Here is a 17,273-nt window from a genome sequence, read left to right on the forward strand (position 1 = left end):
CAATTACCCTCGTAGAAAAACCTCTATAGGAGCGGTCCGGCGCCCCGGCGAGACCGCTCCCACAGGCGCGCTGCTAAGCCTTGTGAGCGGTTCCGCTCCAGCCCCTAGAACGCCTCAGCGCCCCATCATCTCCCGCACCATGCGCTGCTGCTCCAGGACCTCTCGCTGGCGCTGGTCGATCTGCGAAGCCAGCGGGAAATTCCCCCCAGCGCGGCGCTTGGCATAGTCGAGCTGCTGAATGGCCTGATCGAAGTCCCCCACCAAGGTGAAGTATTCCGCACGCGCCCGGTGCAGGCCGATGGTATTGCCCGATAAGCCCCGCACCTCGGCCATGTCGTACCACACATCCGGATCATCCGGGCGGCTCTTGATGAGGTCGTTCAATACCTGCTCCGCCTCGGCCGGCTTGTTCTGCTTGACCAACAGGTCGGCGCGCACCTGCTTGAGCGGGTAATTACCCGGGTACAGCCCCTGCATACGCTCGGCCCGTTGCTGTGCATCGGCCAGGCGATTGTTGGTGATATCCAGGTCGATCTGCGCCAGGTTGTAGGTAATGTCATTGGGCGCCTTGGCCAGCAGCGGCTTGAGCATCTCCCGAGCCTCGTTGAGCTGACCACCCTTGATCTGTGCCAGCGCCAGCCCATAGCGCGCCGCATCGAGCTTGGGGTCTTCGTCGAGCTGGGCGCGAAAACGCTTGGCCGCAAGCCCCGGCGTACCCTCATACGTCAGCGCTACCCGGGCACGGATCAGCTGATAGCGCAGGCTGTCTTCCACACCGCCTTTCGGCGCCTGCTCGGCTCGGTTACGGGTGTCGGCGATACGCGACTCGGTTACCGGGTGCGTCAGCAGAAATTCCGGCGGCTTGGCGTCGTAACGGTACTGACGCGCCAGGCGTTCGAACATGGTCGGCATGTTGCGCGGGTCGTAGCCAGCCTTTTCCAGGTTCTGGATGCCGATGCGGTCAGCTTCCTGCTCGTTTTGCCGGGAGAACCTGCGCTGTTCCTGAATCGCTGCCGCCTGGGTGCCAGCAATCATGCCGATGCCGGCATCCCCAGCGCCACCGGCCGCCAGCACGATACCGGTAAGCAATGCCGCCATCATCGGCAACTGCATGCGCTGCTGGGCCTCGATGCCCCGGGCGAAATGCCGCTGGGACAAGTGCGCCAGTTCGTGCGCCAGTACCGAGGCGTACTCGCCCTCGGTCTGCGCATTGAGGAACAGGCCGCCGTTAACACCCACGATGCCGCCTGGCGCTGCAAACGCGTTGAGTTCGCGGCTGTCGATCAGGATGAATTCCAGGCGACGGTCCTGCAACTGGCTGGTTTCGGCCAGGCGGTACACGCTGGTTTCCACGTAGTCCTTGAGCTGCGGGTCGTTGAGCTGGTTGACCTGGCCGCGCAACAGGCTCAGCCAGGCACGGCCAAGCTGGTGTTCCTGCTGGGGCGAGACGATCGCCGAACTGGCGTCACCCAGCGACGGCAGGTCGTCAGCATGGCCAGGCAGGGCCATCAGGCAGGCCAGCGTCAGCAGGGTAGGGCGCAGTAGATTCATGCACGAAGCTCGCGTCGGTCAAAGATTGCTACTGTAGCGGGCTCACACGTTGGCGACCAGTGGCGCTATCCTAGGCGGCCGATCAGGCCGTAGGCCGGCATTGCCCTGGAGAGCCCCATTGATGAGCACCCCCCTGACCTGTGACGCCGAGCTCGATGCCAGCGGGCTGAACTGCCCGTTACCACTGCTCAAGGCCAAGATGGCGCTCAATGGGCTGGCCAGTGGTGCCGTACTCAAGGTCATCGCCACCGACGCAGGTTCCCAACGCGACCTGCGCACCTTTGCCAAACTGGCCGGTCATAGCCTGTTGCACGAAACGGCCGAGGCCGGTACCTACACCTACTGGCTGCGCAAGGCCTGAGTCCCACAAGGATCGTTCATGTTCAAAGTGCTACGCGACTGGGTCCAACGCTACTTCTCCGATGAAGAAGCGGTGGTGCTGGCGGTCTTGCTGTTTCTGGCGTTCACGGCGGTGCTCACGCTGGGCGGGATGCTGGCGCCGGTGTTGGCGGGCATGGTGCTGGCGTTTCTCATGCAAGGGCTGGTCAACGCCCTGGAGCGCCTGCGAGTGCCTACAAAACTGGCGGTCCTGCTAGTATTTGCCCTGTTCATGGGCGCACTGGCGGTGTTCATGCTGGTATTGGTGCCGCTGCTGTGGCACCAGCTGATCACCCTGTTCAACGAGCTGCCAGGCATGCTTGGTAAATGGCAGTCATTGCTGCTCCTGCTGCCAGAGCGCTATCCGCACCTAGTGTCGGACGAGCAGGTGCTGCATGCCATCGAGTCGGTCCGCGGCGAGATCGGCAAGTTCGGGCAATGGGCGCTTACCTTCTCCCTGTCCAGCCTGCCGCTGCTGGTCAACGCCATGATCTACCTGGTGCTGGTGCCGATCCTGGTGTTCTTCTTCCTCAAGGACCGTGAGCTGATTGGCCGCTGGGTCAGTGGCTACCTGCCGCGTCAGCGCACCTTGCTCAACCGCGTGGGCAGCGAGATGAACCGGCAGATCGCCAATTACATTCGGGGCAAGGGCATCGAAATTCTGATCTGCGGCATTGCGACCTACATCGCGTTCATCACCCTGGGCCTGAACTATGCTGCGTTGCTGGCCCTCCTGGTCGGGCTGTCAGTGGTGGTGCCCTATGTCGGGGCGGTGGTGGTCACCGTGCCGGTGACGCTGATTGCCCTGTTCCAGTGGGGCTGGGGAGACCAGTTCATCTACCTGATGACGGTCTACGCGATCATCCAGGCGCTCGATGGCAACGTGCTGGTACCGCTGCTGTTCTCCGAGGCGGTGAGCCTGCACCCGGTGGCGATCATCTGCGCGGTCTTGCTGTTCGGTGGGTTGTGGGGGTTCTGGGGGATTTTCTTCGCCATCCCGCTGGCTACCCTGATCAAGGCCGTGCTGGACGCCTGGCCTCGCCAGGAGCCCAGCGTGTCGCCCTTGCTCTGACAGGCTTGGGCTGCACCGAGGTTGGCGCAGCCCCTGCTTCGATCAGGCCTGGTTCAGCGTCTGGGCCGCGGCCAGTACCGCATCCACATGGCCGGGTACCTTCACCCCACGCCATTGCTGACGTAGCACACCGTCTTTGTCGATCAGGAAGGTGCTGCGGTCCACGCCCATGTATTCCTTGCCGTACAGCTTTTTAAGCTTGATCACGTCGAACAGCTGGCACAGGGCTTCGTCCTTGTCGCTGATCAACTCGAACGGAAAGCCCTGCTTGGCCTTGAAGTTCTCGTGGGACTTCATGCCGTCGCGCGAGACGCCGAGCACCACGGTATTGGCGGCTTCGAAGGCGCCATGCTGGTCGCGAAAGCCCTGGCCCTGAGTGGTACAGCCTGGAGTACTGTCCTTCGGATAGAAATACACCACCACCTGGCGGCCCTTGAGCGCCGACAGGCTGACCGTCTGCCCGCTGGTCGCCTGGGCAGTGAAGTCGGGGACAGGTTGGTCGAGTGCAACGGCCATGGGAACCTCCTCAGACAGGGTTTTGTGGGCGCCAGGGTTCGATCAGGGCGTCCAGGTTCAGCGCGTCGGCAAAGTCCAGGAACTGGTCGCGCAGCCAGCTGATCTGGGTGCCGGCCGGCAAGATCACCGTGAACTGAGCGTTGAGCATGCTGCTGCCGGTCTGCGGTGCCAGGTAGGTGTCGCAGGTCATGGCTTCGAGCTCGACACGGTGATCGAGGAAGAACTGGCACAGCTCGTTGATGATGTCAGGGCGGTAGGCGGCGCTGACATAGGCCACGTAGGGCAGGGCCTGCGGGCGCACTTCCTGGTCGGCGCTGCGCACCACGTCCAGGGTCAGGCCATGCTTCTTGCCAAGGCCAGGCAGCATGGCCTCAAGGCGCGCCAGGGCATCCCAGCTGCCGCCGACCTGCAAGACCAGTGCGCTGGTCTCGCCATGGCGGCTCAAGCGAGAGGTAACCACCGCGCAGCGGTTTTCGAAGGCTGCGCGGCTCAGTACATTGGCCAGCTCCATGGGGTTGGGCCCCAAGGCGCTGATGACGAGGAATTGTTCGCGGACAGTGGGGGTGGACATGCAGCATTCCTAAAGCGATGAGCGGTCGGTGCAGGACGGGCGAAAGCCTCCTGTAGGCAGCGCTCGGCACTCGCAGGCGAGGACGGGGCGCTGGCGGGGAGCAGGGTCTACGGCCCGGCGGGCCGTGCTGCACCGATCAAAGCATCAAGGGTAGCGAAATAAGGCGCCGAGGGGAATGCTCCGCCCGCCTGCTTCGCTTGTGCAAGGCCGATGCCCCCAGTACCATTACCGCTCTCTTTTTCCGGCAGGAGCAGATACATGATTGCGGGCAGTATGGTGGCACTGGTCACTCCCATGGATGCACAAGGGCGTGTTGACTGGGGCAGCCTCGACAAACTTGTAGACTTCCACCTGGAAAACGGCACCCACGCCATCGTCGCCGTCGGCACCACCGGTGAGTCCGCCACGCTGGATGTCGAAGAACACATCCTGGTCATCAAGCACGTGGTCGAGCGCGTCAAGCGCAGCAAGACCCCGATCCCGGTCATCGCCGGCACCGGTGCCAACTCCACTGCCGAAGCCGTGCACCTGACCCAGAACGCCAAGAATGCCGGCGCCGATGCCTGCCTGCTGGTCGTGCCGTACTACAACAAGCCGACCCAGGAAGGCCTGTACCAGCACTTCAAGCACGTTGCCGAATCGGTCGACATCCCGCAGATCCTGTACAACGTGCCAGGCCGCACCTCCTGCGACATGCAGGCCGAAACCGTAATCCGCCTCTCGACGGTGCCCAACATCATCGGCATCAAGGAAGCCACCGGTGACATGGCCCGCGCCAAGGCCATCATCGAGGGCGTTTCCAGCGACTTCATCGTGCTGTCCGGTGACGATCCAACCGCCGTCGAGCTGATCCTGATGGGCGGCAAGGGCAACATTTCGGTCACGGCCAACGTCGCCCCGCGGCAAATGGCCGACCTGTGCGAGGCCGCCCTTGAGGGCAATGCCGAGAAGGCCCGCGCAATCAACGACACGCTCATGCCCTTGCACAAAGACCTGTTCTGCGAGTCCAACCCGATCCCCGTCAAATGGGCGCTGGTCGAGATGGGCCTGATGAAAAAAGGCATTCGCCTGCCACTGACCTGGCTCAGCGAAGGCTGCCACGACAAAGTCCGTACTGCCCTGCGCCAGTCCGGCGTACTGGTTTAAGAGGAAGTACCCTGCATGAAGCGACTGGCTGGCCTTTCTGCCCTTGCCCTGATCATCTCCAGCACCAGTGGGTGCGGCTGGCTGTGGGGCGAGGATGGTTATTTCCGCGACCGCGGCAGCGATTACCTGCAGGCGCACTCGACCGCGCCCATGCAGCTGCCCTCGGACGTCAGCGGCGTCAAGCGCCTCGACCCCCTGCTGCCCATCCCGCGCAACGTTGCCGACGACAATGTCAGCGGTGAGTACGAAGTGCCGCGTCCGCAGCCGCTGACCGGCGGTGCGGGCCAGGCCAACGACTACAGCTTGCAGCGCAGCGGCAGCAGCCGTTGGGTGCTGGCCCAGCACGCCCCGGCCGAAGTCTGGCCGGTGGCGCGTCAGTTCTTCGAGGACAACGGCTTCCGTATTGCTCAAGAGCGCCCGCAAACGGGCGAATTCAGCACCACCTGGCAGCGTTTCGACGAACTCTCGGCCTCCCTTGGTCAGCGCCTGGCCAGCACGGCCAGCAGCAACGACAGCGAAGTGCGCGTGCGTGTGCGCATGGAGCCCGGCGTGCAGCGCAACACCTCCGAGGTGTACGTGGTCACCGTCGAGCGCCCGGCTGGTAGCAGCGCCGAACCCGACTTCCCGTCCAGCTCCACCAACACCGGCGCCGACGCCCTGCTGGTCGACGAGTTGCTCGCCAGCATGAACCGCAGCGCCGAGAAGGGCGGTTCGGTGTCGCTGCTGGCCGAACGTGATTTCGATGTGCCCAACCGCGTCAGCCTGAGCGAAGACGGCAGTGGCAACCCGGTCCTGAACGTGGGCGCCGACCTGGATCGCGCCTGGTCCAGCGTGGGTCGTGCCCTGGAGCAGGGTGGCCAGTGGCGGGTCGAGGACATCAACCGCAGCCTGGGCCTGTACTACATCAACCTGTCTGAAAAACCCGAAGACAAGGAGAACAAGCCTGGCTTCTTCGGTCGTGTGTTCGGCAGCGAGCCCACCAAGGAAGAGCGCGAAGCCCGTGCCGAGCGCTATCAGGTACGCCTGAGCAAAGTGGGTGAGAACGTGCAGGTCACGGTCGAGAAGAACATCAACACCGTGGCTCCGGCCGATGTCGCTCGCCGTGTGCTGAGCGCCATTCAGGACCACCTGGGTTAAGTGCGCTTCGCCGTACTTGGAAGCGGTAGCCAGGGAAACGGCACGCTGATCGCCAGTGGTGATACCTACATCCTGGTCGATTGCGGCTTTTCTTTGCGCGAGACCGAGCGGCGCCTGGCGCTGCTCGGTGTGTCGGCCGCTCAGCTGAGCGCCGTGCTGGTCACCCACGAACATGCCGACCACGTGCATGGGGTTGGTCTGCTGTCACGGCGCTACAATGTACCGGTCTACCTGAGCCAAGGCACCTTGCGCGGGCTGCGCAAGCCGGTGGAAGTGGCCGGTTTCCTGGCGTGCGGCCAGCGCCTGAGCGTCGGCAGCCTGGAGGTTACGGCATCGCGCGTTGAGCACGATGCCCACGAACCGTTGCAGTACGTGGTCAGCGACGGTACACGCCGTTTCGGCATGCTGACGGACCTGGGCTCGTACGACGCGCGGCTGCTGGACGGCTATCGCGACCTGGATGCGCTGTTGATCGAAGCCAACCATTGCCGCGACATGCTGGCGCGTGGTCACTACCCCTACTTTCTCAAGCAGCGGGTCGGCGGCATGCGCGGGCATTTGAACAACCACCAGGCCGCGAGCCTGGTACATGAGCTGGGCTGGAACACCCTGCAGCACCTGGTGCTGGCCCACCTCAGCAGCAAGAACAACCTGCCACACCTGGCCCGCCAGTGCTTCGTCGACACCCTTGGGTGCGACCCTGACTGGCTTGAGGTGGCAAATCAGGAACACGGGCTCGACTGGCGCGCCATCGCCTAGCCCACCCCTCACGCAAGCGGAGCCCAATCATGGAAAAACGCGACGAACTCTACCGCGGCAAGGCCAAATCGGTTTACAAGACCGATGACGCCGACCGCTTGATCCTGCTGTTTCGCAACGACACGTCGGCCTTCGACGGCAAGCGCATCGAGCAGCTGGACCGCAAGGGCACGGTGAACAACAAGTTCAACGCCTTCATCATGCAGAAGCTCGAAGAAGCTGGCGTGCCGACCCAGTTCGACAAACTGCTGGGCGACAACGAATGCCTGGTCAAGAAGCTGGACATGATTCCGGTCGAATGCGTCGTGCGTAACTACGCAGCCGGCAGCCTGGTCAAGCGCCTGGGCGTGGAGGAGGGCATCAAGCTGGAGCCTTCCACCTTCGAGCTGTTCCTGAAGAATGACGAGAAGGGCGACCCCTTTATCAACGAATCCCACGTTGTCGCCTTCGGCTGGGGCACCGCCGAGCAACTGGTCGAAATGAAGAAGCTGTCGCTCAAGGTCAATGACGTGCTGACCAAGCTGTTCGACGACGCCGGCCTGCTGCTGGTCGACTTCAAGCTGGAGTTCGGCGTCTTCCACGGCCAGATCGTGCTGGGCGACGAGTTCAGCCCCGACGGCTGCCGCCTGTGGGACAAGGAAACCCGCAAAAAGATGGACAAGGACCGCTTCCGTCAGGGCCTGGGCGATGTGATCGAAGCCTACGAAGAAGTTGCCAAGCGCCTGGGCGTGCCGCTGTAAGGCGCACGCACACGCAAGCGCCTGATACCACGCGGTTTTTTTGAAAATAAAGGTTTGCGTTTTCAGAATTCACTGGTATGATGCGCGGCATTGGAGAGATGCCGGAGTGGTCGAACGGGACGGATTCGAAATCCGTTGTACTGGCAACAGTACCTAGGGTTCAAATCCCTATCTCTCCGCCATACACGTAAAGCCCCGCAGATTTAGGTCTGCGGGGCTTTTTCGTTTTCCGTGATGTCTGGTAACGGGTAAAGCCAGGTAATGCTTTGGATTAATGCCTAATTTACAGCGCAATCCATAGATAGCTGCACGGACGAGCATTGTGGTTTGAACGCCTACGCGAAATACGGCCTTCAAAGAGGCGCGCGTCACTCCTTCTTCAAAAGATCCATGACGTCTTTCGCTGTCTGCAGGCTGGCGGGTAGTAGCGTCTCTTGCGCTTCGGATGGCTTGTCACGGTGGTGGAAATAACGAAGCAAAGCGATAAGCAGAATGGTAGGAATAGAGGCCAATGCCAGGATGATAGGTAGGTCGGTGACAGTGTGGGATTTGAAACTGGCTACGAAATACCATTTCCCCATAGCAATCCTGCCGTTTTCGATGAAAATAAAAGCGACGAGGAGGCTGTAAAAGAAAAGCGCCAAGCCGAGCGCTAACTTGGCAAGTCCCTGCTCCCATTTGAAACGCCAAAGCTCCTTTTCTAGATATCTCGAGAGTAGATTTTCATTGATGCTACTCTCACCTCCCGCTAGGCCTCCGTCTTCCTCGCTCATAGGATCCCAATATTCCTCAATCGGTACTCCATGGCAGCCGTGGAGACGCCGAATGCATTGGCCAGCCGCTTCAAGTCTGTTACTTTTTCTTGGAAAATCATGTGTTTGACCAGGGCAGCCGGCATCAAAAGAGCCGCTGCAAACCGGTTGGCTGCAACTTCCCTGGGGTCGCGTACCGATGCGCTCATTTGACGGTCGGTATCCCTTGGCGCGTCAATATCGCCATTAACGTGATGGCCGATTTCATGGGCAATGGTGAAGCGTTGACGAACTGTGGTTTCAGACGGGTTGTAGGTAATAAGCGGGGCCCCCTCTCGGAACACATAGTGCCCGCTTTCTCGGGAGCCTGGCTCTGCCGGCCGTACCTCGATACCCATCTTCTGAGCAATAGCCTTGGCGTCTACTGGGAGTTTGAAATCCCAATGGGCTTTGAGGACGTCAAGCGCGCTGCTGTACCTCATGCCGCCCTCCACGAAACATTCAGCCTATTTGATGCCGAATCATGTTCCCTTGCACTTCTGCGTCAACCGAATAATTGTGACAGTTCATCGCTTCCACACCGCCCTGTGAGCTAGGGGCAGCGACAGGGCGGCCGGCTATTCGGGCAAGCTGATAAGGGAAGCTCTACGACCCTTCGTTCATTAACCCGAGCTCCGCATCATCCAGCAGCGCCTTAGCCATCGCGCCTAGGTAATGCGAAGCCCATAGCAATTTCTGGTCGCTTTCCATCAGCCCCTTGATCACCATGTGGCATACATACCCCATCAATTCGGACGCCTGCTCCCTGGCATCCTGGCAGGGTATGCCAGGCTCGATGCGGAACAGCGGGTGTGTGTTGTCATCGCCCTGGTGAAAACGGGTCCTGCCAACGGTGGTGGGTTCATTTTTATCATCGGTTGGCATTTGTTTAGTCCCCATTCGCCGGTATGAACTGCATCAACGTCCGGTGCGAGCGGGGAGGGTGAGGTGGGTCAGGGACCATCTTGCGCATAAGTAGCTCCAGAGTCAGTCGGGCTGCTACGGCCTTGCTGTCAAACAAGAGGGTGGCAGCGATACGCGGGTTGACAGACCGAGGACTCCGGAGACTCGGCGCACACAAGGTGCCCCACGTACCACCGCCATAAGGGTTGCACGTGTGCGGAGAAGGGTCGGCCTGTCAAAGCCGGTCGTTGATCTGCAACGACCCGCCGAGACTAGAACGCGACCTGCCCCGTCGCAACCGTTTGAGCAGCGGGGCAGTATGTTTCGGAAACGGCCTACAAGGAAGGGGATTAATCTGAGTTCCGAGAGCAAAAGTACCGATTTAAAGCGATCCCGGGCCGCTCAGCCATCCGCAACATTTTGTCTTGATCTGCCATTCACCACCTGCGCTACAATGCCGCCTCTGTTCGCCTCTGTTCGCCTCTCATGCCTGGACAACACGCCGTAATGACTACGTGCGCCGGGCGATGAGTGCTTTCTGACATGGATTCGTTGGATGCTTTGCGCTTCGCTACACATACCCCTCACTGTTCGCTCACCCGTGGCGTCGCCTTCTGCGGCTTCCACTGGCTCCCCCCTGCAAGCCCATCACACCCACGCCCACGCTGCTGCCCGAGAGGCTGCGGTTTACGGCTGTGCGTCCACTGGAAAATGGAGTGATCCACGTGCATAAGAAATTCATCGCCTCCCTCTTGGCCGTCGCCATCGCCTCGACCACCGCCTGCGCCCAGCTTGGCATCAGCAAAGAACAAGCCGGCACCGTGATCGGCGGCCTGGCGGGCGTTGCCATCGGTTCGACCATGGGCAGCGGCAACGGCAAGCTGGCGGCCGCTTTGATCGCAGGCGGCATCGGTGCCTACGTGGGCAACCGCATCGGCAACATGCTCGATGAAAAAGACCAGCAGGCCTTGGCCATGCGCACCCAGGAAGTGCTGAGCCAGCAACAGGCCACGGCCAGTGCACAGCCGGTGACCTGGAAGTCCGACCACTCCGGCGCCAGCGCGCAGATCGTGACAGGCAAGGAGTACACCAAGACCAAGCAGGTCGAGGTCAAGCGCGCGCCGAAGATCCAGGCCGTTCCGTCGATGAAGCTGATCAACGAACCCTACGTGACCACCAGCGACAACCTCAATGTGCGCGCGGCGCCCAACGCCAAGGGCGAGAAAGTCGGCAGCCTGAAGAACCACACCGAATTCACGGCCGTCGGTTCAACCGGCGACTGGGTGTTGGTAGGGCGCAAAGGCGTGACCGTCGGTTACGTGCACAAGGACTACGTCGAGCCCAAGGCCCAGGCCGTGGCCAAGCGCGTTACCCCGGCGGTGAACCTGGATGAGCTGGACGTGGCGGCCAGTAGCGAAACCCAAGGCTTCGACCTGGATACGCTGCAAAGCCTGCCTACCCAGACCGTCGCTGCCGAAGCGGCTTGCCGCCCCGTGACGGTCAGCCTGAAGTCCAAGGAAGGCAAGACCGAACAGGAACAGAACACCTTCTGCAAACAGGCCAATGGCACCTGGGAACTGATTTGAGAACTTCCATGAAAAAGCACGCCCTTGCGCTCGCCGTGATCGGTGCTTGCGGTTTGGTACCGCAGGCTTTCGCCCACGAGCTGGCGTTTTCCAAGAAGGACAATATCAAGGTCGAAGTGCCCGGTGAGGCCGCGACCTGGTGCAAGCCCGAGGTCGAGCTGACCATCACCCGGCCTGCCTGGGACAACCCGGACATGCTCTCGGGCCTGCTGAACAAGTTGCCGTTCGTGTTCGCCAAGGACTGCTCCACGGCCAAGGTCAGCTGGAAGGCTGTCGATGGCAAGGGCGCGCTGTATGCCAGCGGCGCTGGCAATGCCAGCAACCTGGGCTTGATGAACCTGGCTGCTGCACCTGCTGCCTCCACGGCCCCAGCCCCTCAGCAGACTGAAACACCAGCGCCATCCTCTGCGCCAGCACCAGCAGAGGCACCTGCCCCTGCTGCTACACCTGCGCCTGCCGAGGCGCCAGCACCGGCCGTGGCGGCTGCCCCTACGCCGGCCGCCAAGCCAGAACCGGCCGCTGTTCCCACCCCAGCGCCCGCACCTGAACCGGCGCCAGCGCCTGCCGTCGCGCCCAAGGCAGCCGGCGCCGCTGTGACGGCAGCCCCCACCTCGGACTATGGCCGCGCAGTGGTGCTTAAAAACAGCAAGCTGATGCAGATCACTGATGCTGCGGGCTGCAAGTGGGTGCTCAATAGCACCATCATCAGTGAAGGCGACACCCTCACGTTCGGCACCACGCCAGCCATGCCCTGTCCGGCTTCCGGCTTTGGTGCGGGCAATTTCGAGAAGATCAGCTGGAAAGCCGAAGGCACCTATCGCGGCAACGACTGGAATCGCATCTACGTCCACCCCAGCGCCTTGATGTTCAGCAAGCGTTACGAGGCGGCGGTCAAGGACAAGTCGGTCAGCTACCTCACGGCCGAAGCGGACCAAGTGGCGTTGCTGGTGGGTGAAATTCCCGATCGGAACATGAAGGTGTACCTGGCGTTCGCCCGTCCTACCTACGGCGCTGTAGGGCCGTTCCTCGCCGACCCGTACTACGTCGGCGTAACCCCGGACGACGCCTTCGCCCTGGACCCGGCGAAATACAAGGAGACTGCGCTGCAGGCCTTCGACCTGATCAAGAACGCATCGCCGAGCACCACCGATGTGGCCGACCTGCTCATCGTCAAGGACCTGTCGGCCATTTCCAATAGAATCTGGGGCAACGACGACCAGAAGATCGTGCGCAACCGCATCGGCATGGGCCGCCAGGGTCTGTACTTCGATGTGCGCAACGGCACCAACTGGGCGCAGCAGCGCGAGAAGCAGCGCGTGCGTGAAGCCCGCAATCGTCAGCAGCAGTTGGCCTGGGAGCACACCCGTGTGCTTGAGCGCTACCAGCAGTTGCAGGAGCGCATGGGTGAATTCAAGGGGCGTGAAACCGAGGCACTGGCGCAGATGGCCGGCATCAAGGTGCGTTTCCCTTCGCCGCTGCAGCAGCAGGACCCTACGTCGTCGCAGAACGTGACGCCGATGATGGTGCATGTCACCGGCAAGAAGGGCGAGTTCTACACTGTCGACTACCCAGGCGAAGGGCGTCTGCTTGCCGAGCAGCAATACCCCGAAGGCTGGTACGTGGCCCAGGTTGCCAACGCCACCCCTTACTACCCGCTCGAAGACGGTCGCGCCATTCCTACCTACCGCGCCTACAGCGCGGGCGAGCCGAAGGCCTGCGAGCAGGAGCGCTGCGCCGATCGCGTGTCTTATGGCGCCGTGCTGGCCAAGGAATTCCCTAATGCAGGCATCGACTCCAACTGGACGCCCGAAGTCTCCCAACAGTTTGTGAACGACTGGAAAAACGCGTCGGCACAGGTCCAGTAAGGCATAACCCATGATCAAGCAGATGAACGCAAAGCAGAAGTTGATTGGCGGTGTGGCGGTCGTGGCGGTAGCGCTCGGCGTCACCTATGCCGTGGTGTCGAGCAGTGGCAAGAAGCAAGCCATGGCGTACTACGAAGACTTCAAAGAACGCTACTTCCTTGAAGACGTGCTGTCCGAAGGCGACATTTCGTACTCGGCGCTCTCCGGTAACCTGACAGTGGCCGACCCAGAGGTCCGTGTGGCCGCCGTGCAGACCAACGGCGCGCAACAGTTCATGCGCAGCATGGCCGGCGTGATGGCCTCGATGCGCGGCATGGACATGCACGAAGGCCTGGGCAACTGGGCCGAGTACCAGATGAACGCACTCGAATCACGCTACGTGACCGGCGTTTTCCTGAAGGCCGATGCGTTGAAACTGTCGCACAGCGGTGACAGCAAGGATGGCGAGATCCATGTCCAGTTGCTGGGCATGCAGATGGCCGACCCGTATATCGCGGCCCAGGGCCAGGACATCGTCCGTGTCGCCGATGTGAGCGACGAAATCCAACCGACCGCCGAGCTGACGGCCAACGGCCGCGCGAGCCAGGCGAAGATGCCTTGGGGGGTGAACCTGGCGGCGCGCCAGCCTGTCACAGGCGCTTTCCTGGTCAACAGCACAGGGCAATTCGGGACCAGGATCGACCTGGACCTCACGTTGCAGCGCTCCAGCGATGGCGAGGGCGTGATGACGTTCGTGGTCACTCACCGCAACGACGGTTCGAAGGTGGGCGAAATCGTGCGCAAGGCTACCTTGCACTCGATGCCCGAACTCGATGATGTGCAGGCCCAGTTCAAGGCAGCCCTGGGCGGTCAGATCGTCGCCGCCTTCAGCCCGCCTTCTGGCCTGGCCATGTTCAGCGAGGCAGTGTCGGAACTGGCGCGCAAGGCCAAGGTGGAGCGCTATGAGCTCAGCTACAGCGGCTTCAAGCCCGTGCGTACGGCCTTCGAAGCCTTCCAGCACACCACGCCCAACGCCAAGTTTGCCGACTTCTGCCAAGCGGTAGGGTTTTCTAGCTGGAGCAGCGACTTTGGCACCAAGGCCAAGCAGCACAGCGATTCGGAATGCGCCATTGCGCAGAAGCTGGCGGCTGGGGACGACTTCGAGGAAACCTACACCTTCAAGGAAGGCAAGAGCCTTTACGCCGCGTTGTTCGTGAGCAAGGCGTATGAGCTGGAGACGAACTAGGAGGTTGTTGGGGCGGGCCGTGTGCTAACCGCCTGCATGCCCGGGCCGCGTTGCGGCCCATCGCGGCCGGTCCGGTGCCCCGGCAAGGCCGTTCCCACACGGACTGTGTGACGCCTGAGTTAGCGGCCTTGCCGTTACACCCCCCCTGGGCGTCACCCACCTACCACACCCGCTCATCCCCCACATCTTCAAGCACCTGCCCCAAATCCAACTCAACGGACAGTGCAATCAAACTGGCATGTCCATCCTCGCCCTCAGGCCAAACCGTCACCTGGGTGTCCGCTGCCAGCACAAGCTGGTCGCCGCTTCTCATCAGCTGCTGCGTGCCATCGGCCTTGATAACCCTCAAGCCACCGGCGGTGGCGAACAGAAGCAGGTCGTTGACCGGGTTCAGCCGGGCTGCAGCACGCAGGTGGCGGTACTCCACGATCCAGCCCTCGGCCAGAAACGTCTTGCTCAGCTGGTAGTTCAGCGAGCACTTGAGCGACAGGTCATCCAGTGCCGCGATGACCTGGTCCTGTGGCAAGCCCTTGGGCATGAGGCGGGCAAACTCGCTCAGGTTTGCCAGTGTCACGTGTTTACGGGCAGGGCTCATGCCGGTGTCCTTGTAGATTCGATGCCGTTACGCACAGGTGCAATTGAGATCGACGTCACGCCACAAGCGTGATGGCGACGTGCGCGGCAATGCCTGCCGCCACGCTGAAAATCAAACTCCGGGTGAAGTAGGCCACGATCACCACCGGCACGGCGGCCAGCATGTCGGCGTTCATGGCCATCAGCGAGCCGTCCTTGGCCATCAGCAGCGCGGGCACGGTGATGCTGGCGATGATCGCCACGGGCAGGTACTCGATGACGTCGTTGAACACCTTGGGCGTGCCCTGCATTCGGAACAGCAGGGGCGTGGCCCGGGTGAAGTAGGTGATGGCCATCATCAAGGCCACCGCGCCGATCAGGTATTTTTCTTCAGGCATAGGCCTACTCCGCAGCCCACGGCCGTAGCCACGAACACATTCAAAGGGGAGGGGTACAGCGCGTTGAGCAGGCAGGTCGCGGCAATCACCACCAGGGCGACGATCAGCTTGGGCCGGCTGTTGCACAGCGACACCAGCACGAAGATCATCATGGCGGTGAGCGCGTAGTCCAGCTTGAATGCAGAGAAGCGACTCAGCGCATCGGAGGCCACGGCGCCGAGCAGGGCGCCGGCAATCCAGCTGGCGTGGCACCAGGTGTTGAACTGCAGCAGGTAGCCAGGCGGGGTGTACTTGCCGGCTTGCAGGCGTTGGCTGTGCAAGGCGAACGATTCGTCGGTCAGGCCAAAGGCATACATCAGCTTTTGCGACCTGGAGATGCCCAGCCCATCGCTCTGCTTGGCCATGTACATGGCCATGAGCATGTGCCGCGAATTGATCAGCAGCGTTGACAACGCGATGGTCAGCAACGGCGCACCCGAGGTGATCAGCGCCAGCGCCGCGAACTGCGCGGCGCCTGCGTAGACGAACACGCACATCGCCACCGGGAGCCACAAGGGCAGCCCGGCGTTGATGCACATCACGCCAAACACGAAGCTCACGACGAAGTAGCCGGTGATCACCGGTAAGGCATCGACGAAGCTTTCCCTGCGCGAGACCGGGTGCAAGGCGAGGTCGGTCATAGATCGACCTCGCAGGTAATCTCGCCGCGCGTCTGGCTGAAGCCCTGTCGGTTCCAGAACCGCACCGCCGACGCATTGTCCTGGTCAATGAACAGGAACACCCGGCGGATGCCATGCTGACGGAAGTCGTTGAGGATCGAGTTGGTCAGGGACGTGCCGATGCGGCTGTGGCGATAGTCCGGCGACACTGCCAGGTGGTTGATGGTACCGCGTGTACCCATCGTCCCCCCGGCCACGGCACCGATGATCGCCCCGCTGTGGTTTTCCGCCAGGTAGCAGAACGTGTTGTCATGGCTCAACAAGCCTTTGAGCAGGTCCTCGCTCTGCCAGTCACAAAACGCAATCTCGTCGAACCGCTTGAGGAAATTGACCAGGCGCGTGGCATGAAACGGCGTGGCCTTCTTGATGGTCAGGCCGTTCATGCGGTCGGGCACGGCAACGCTGCGCGTTGCCTGCTCAAGGCTATTTGACAATGTCATGTTCGGTCCCCGGCCGGGAGAAAGAGATGGCGATGATCTGCCGATAGCCCATTTCCGATTCGCTGGGGTTGGTGGCCGGGGTAACGTAGTGCTGCAGCTCGCGGTCGAGGAAATACGTGGTGTCGAGAATTTCCTGGTAGGTGCCGGAGTCGATCACGTTCGACTGTTTGTCATAGACCTTGCTGGTGGCGCCTTCGATGTTATGGCGGCCCCAGAAGTGCACGCCGCTGAAAGGATAGCCATCGCAATGGATGCCTTCTGGCGTGATTTCGATCTGCTCGCCGGGTTTGACCTCGATGCGGATCTGGTGAACCTGGCACTGCCAAGGCACGTTGTGCAGCTCTTCGGGCAGCACGGCCTTGTACACATCGAAGTCCAGCTTGATCAGGGCGCGCAGCACCGGTGAGTTGAAGACATCGCTGGACACATCGTCAAAGTGGCGCCGCATGCCACCCACATACTGGTTATGGGCCTCGGACTGTTCATAGGCACGGTGTTCGAGCTGCTGCAGCTCGCCGGTCGCCGGGTTGAAGTCGAAATCGCTGTAGCGGCGATAGCGGGTACCCTTGTCGGCCTGGCCGTAGTACTTGTCCACGCCCATGGTTTCCCAGCTCTTGGAGAACGCCACGAAATGGCCAAAACCGCCATTCAATGCGAAGTCCTTGCCCAGCACGTTGACCGTCTTGTTCAGGCGCAGTGCGTCATCAATATTCCGTTTGAGTGTAAGCATTGGCATCTCTTCCCGTTGAAATCTGGGCGCCAATCTAGCAGGCGAAATGATGGCAGAAACTTCACTTTTTTTTGAGGTGCCTCAACCGCCGCTTGTTGCCAGCCGACGTACCGAGCAGACAGCGGCGGCGGTTGTGCGTTATCCTTCCAGGCCTTGTTGCATGCGGGCTTGAG

Annotated in this window: 20 protein-coding genes and 1 tRNA gene; 10 read left to right on the plus strand and 11 right to left on the minus strand. The window is 61.6% G+C overall.

Translation table 11 applies throughout. From position 1 onward, the window contains the following. Positions 1–114: 114 nt before the first annotated feature. Positions 115–1,551: a M48 family metalloprotease gene (locus tag NMB38_RS05670; protein WP_027914231.1), complete on the minus strand. Its 1,437-nt coding sequence runs from the start codon at positions 1,549–1,551 to the stop codon at positions 115–117. Between the two features lie 121 nt (positions 1,552–1,672). Between NMB38_RS05670 and NMB38_RS05675 the strand changes: the two genes are divergently transcribed. Then, positions 1,673–1,912 carry a sulfurtransferase TusA family protein gene (locus NMB38_RS05675; protein ID WP_023536286.1) on the plus strand — a complete coding sequence of 80 codons (240 nt, stop codon included), beginning with the start codon at positions 1,673–1,675 and terminating at the stop codon, positions 1,910–1,912. Between the two features lie 18 nt (positions 1,913–1,930). Next, complete coding sequence (locus NMB38_RS05680) at positions 1,931–3,001, plus strand: AI-2E family transporter (RefSeq protein WP_027914232.1); 1,071 nt, start codon at positions 1,931–1,933, stop codon at positions 2,999–3,001. Between the two features lie 42 nt (positions 3,002–3,043). Here the strand turns inward: NMB38_RS05680 and NMB38_RS05685 are convergent, their stop codons facing one another. Both NMB38_RS05685 and NMB38_RS05690 read right to left on the minus strand, forming a co-directional pair. After that, positions 3,044–3,517, minus strand: coding sequence for a peroxiredoxin (locus tag NMB38_RS05685; RefSeq protein ID WP_023536252.1), 474 nt, complete (start codon positions 3,515–3,517; stop codon positions 3,044–3,046). A gap of 10 nt (positions 3,518–3,527) precedes the next feature. After that, positions 3,528–4,088 carry a glycine cleavage system transcriptional repressor gene (locus tag NMB38_RS05690; RefSeq protein WP_023536329.1) on the minus strand — a complete coding sequence of 187 codons (561 nt, stop codon included), beginning with the start codon at positions 4,086–4,088 and terminating at the stop codon, positions 3,528–3,530. 258 nt (positions 4,089–4,346) lie between these two features. Between NMB38_RS05690 and dapA the strand changes: the two genes are divergently transcribed. The 5 genes from dapA (at position 4,347) to NMB38_RS05715 (ending at position 8,052) form a co-directional block, all read left to right on the plus strand. After that, on the plus strand, positions 4,347–5,234 hold the full coding sequence (gene dapA / locus NMB38_RS05695) for a 4-hydroxy-tetrahydrodipicolinate synthase (RefSeq protein ID WP_027914233.1): 888 nt from the start codon (positions 4,347–4,349) through the stop codon (positions 5,232–5,234). Between the two features lie 15 nt (positions 5,235–5,249). After that, positions 5,250–6,371, plus strand: coding sequence for an NlpB/DapX family lipoprotein (bamC, locus tag NMB38_RS05700; protein ID WP_027914234.1), 1,122 nt, complete (start codon positions 5,250–5,252; stop codon positions 6,369–6,371). Beyond that, a complete protein-coding gene (locus NMB38_RS05705; RefSeq protein ID WP_027914235.1) occupies positions 6,372–7,130 on the plus strand; it encodes an MBL fold metallo-hydrolase in 759 nt (252 codons plus the stop codon). A 29-nt stretch (positions 7,131–7,159) separates the two neighbouring features. After that, positions 7,160–7,870 (plus strand): phosphoribosylaminoimidazolesuccinocarboxamide synthase, encoded by a 711-nt coding sequence (purC, locus tag NMB38_RS05710; protein WP_023536328.1) that lies wholly within the window; start codon positions 7,160–7,162, stop codon positions 7,868–7,870. Between the two features lie 92 nt (positions 7,871–7,962). Beyond that, positions 7,963–8,052, plus strand: a tRNA-Ser gene (locus tag NMB38_RS05715). A gap of 186 nt (positions 8,053–8,238) precedes the next feature. Here the strand turns inward: NMB38_RS05715 and NMB38_RS05720 are convergent. The 3 genes from NMB38_RS05720 to NMB38_RS05730 form a co-directional block, all read right to left on the minus strand. After that, positions 8,239–8,643, minus strand: coding sequence for a hypothetical protein (locus NMB38_RS05720; RefSeq protein WP_028687393.1), 405 nt, complete (start codon positions 8,641–8,643; stop codon positions 8,239–8,241). Next, positions 8,640–9,104, minus strand: coding sequence for an ImmA/IrrE family metallo-endopeptidase (locus NMB38_RS05725; protein WP_323157874.1), 465 nt, complete (start codon positions 9,102–9,104; stop codon positions 8,640–8,642). Before NMB38_RS05725 ends, NMB38_RS05720 begins: the two co-directional genes overlap by 4 nt. A gap of 163 nt (positions 9,105–9,267) precedes the next feature. Then, positions 9,268–9,546, minus strand: coding sequence for a DUF3077 domain-containing protein (locus tag NMB38_RS05730; protein ID WP_027914238.1), 279 nt, complete (start codon positions 9,544–9,546; stop codon positions 9,268–9,270). A gap of 743 nt (positions 9,547–10,289) precedes the next feature. Between NMB38_RS05730 and NMB38_RS05735 the strand changes: the two genes are divergently transcribed. Genes NMB38_RS05735 through NMB38_RS05745 form a run of 3 tightly spaced genes read left to right on the plus strand, consistent with a single transcriptional unit; the run spans position 10,290 to position 14,240 of the window. After that, positions 10,290–11,150 carry an SH3 domain-containing protein gene (locus NMB38_RS05735; RefSeq protein WP_059184108.1) on the plus strand — a complete coding sequence of 287 codons (861 nt, stop codon included), beginning with the start codon at positions 10,290–10,292 and terminating at the stop codon, positions 11,148–11,150. Between the two features lie 8 nt (positions 11,151–11,158). After that, complete coding sequence (locus NMB38_RS05740; RefSeq protein ID WP_236165680.1) at positions 11,159–13,015, plus strand: hypothetical protein; 1,857 nt, start codon at positions 11,159–11,161, stop codon at positions 13,013–13,015. A gap of 10 nt (positions 13,016–13,025) precedes the next feature. Continuing rightward, a complete protein-coding gene (locus NMB38_RS05745) occupies positions 13,026–14,240 on the plus strand; it encodes a hypothetical protein (protein WP_027914241.1) in 1,215 nt (404 codons plus the stop codon). Between the two features lie 160 nt (positions 14,241–14,400). On the opposite strand, the gene NMB38_RS05750 is transcribed toward NMB38_RS05745, so the two are convergent. Genes NMB38_RS05750 through NMB38_RS05770 form a run of 5 tightly spaced genes read right to left on the minus strand, consistent with a single transcriptional unit; the run spans position 14,401 to position 17,100 of the window. Further along, positions 14,401–14,835, minus strand: coding sequence for a hypothetical protein (locus NMB38_RS05750; protein ID WP_490806097.1), 435 nt, complete (start codon positions 14,833–14,835; stop codon positions 14,401–14,403). Between the two features lie 55 nt (positions 14,836–14,890). Continuing rightward, positions 14,891–15,211: an AzlD domain-containing protein gene (locus NMB38_RS05755; protein ID WP_028687398.1), complete on the minus strand. Its 321-nt coding sequence runs from the start codon at positions 15,209–15,211 to the stop codon at positions 14,891–14,893. Continuing rightward, on the minus strand, positions 15,190–15,891 hold the full coding sequence (locus NMB38_RS05760) for an AzlC family ABC transporter permease (protein WP_027914243.1): 702 nt from the start codon (positions 15,889–15,891) through the stop codon (positions 15,190–15,192). Before NMB38_RS05760 ends, NMB38_RS05755 begins: the two co-directional genes overlap by 22 nt. Further along, complete coding sequence (locus NMB38_RS05765; protein ID WP_028687400.1) at positions 15,888–16,370, minus strand: GNAT family N-acetyltransferase; 483 nt, start codon at positions 16,368–16,370, stop codon at positions 15,888–15,890. The genes NMB38_RS05760 and NMB38_RS05765 overlap by 4 nt, the downstream gene beginning before the upstream one ends. Further along, a complete protein-coding gene (locus NMB38_RS05770; RefSeq protein WP_027914245.1) occupies positions 16,354–17,100 on the minus strand; it encodes a 2OG-Fe dioxygenase family protein in 747 nt (248 codons plus the stop codon). The genes NMB38_RS05765 and NMB38_RS05770 overlap by 17 nt, the downstream gene beginning before the upstream one ends. Between the last annotated feature and the right edge of the window lie 173 nt (positions 17,101–17,273).

It is taken from the genome of Pseudomonas sp. FBCC-B35 (assembly GCF_059133755.1).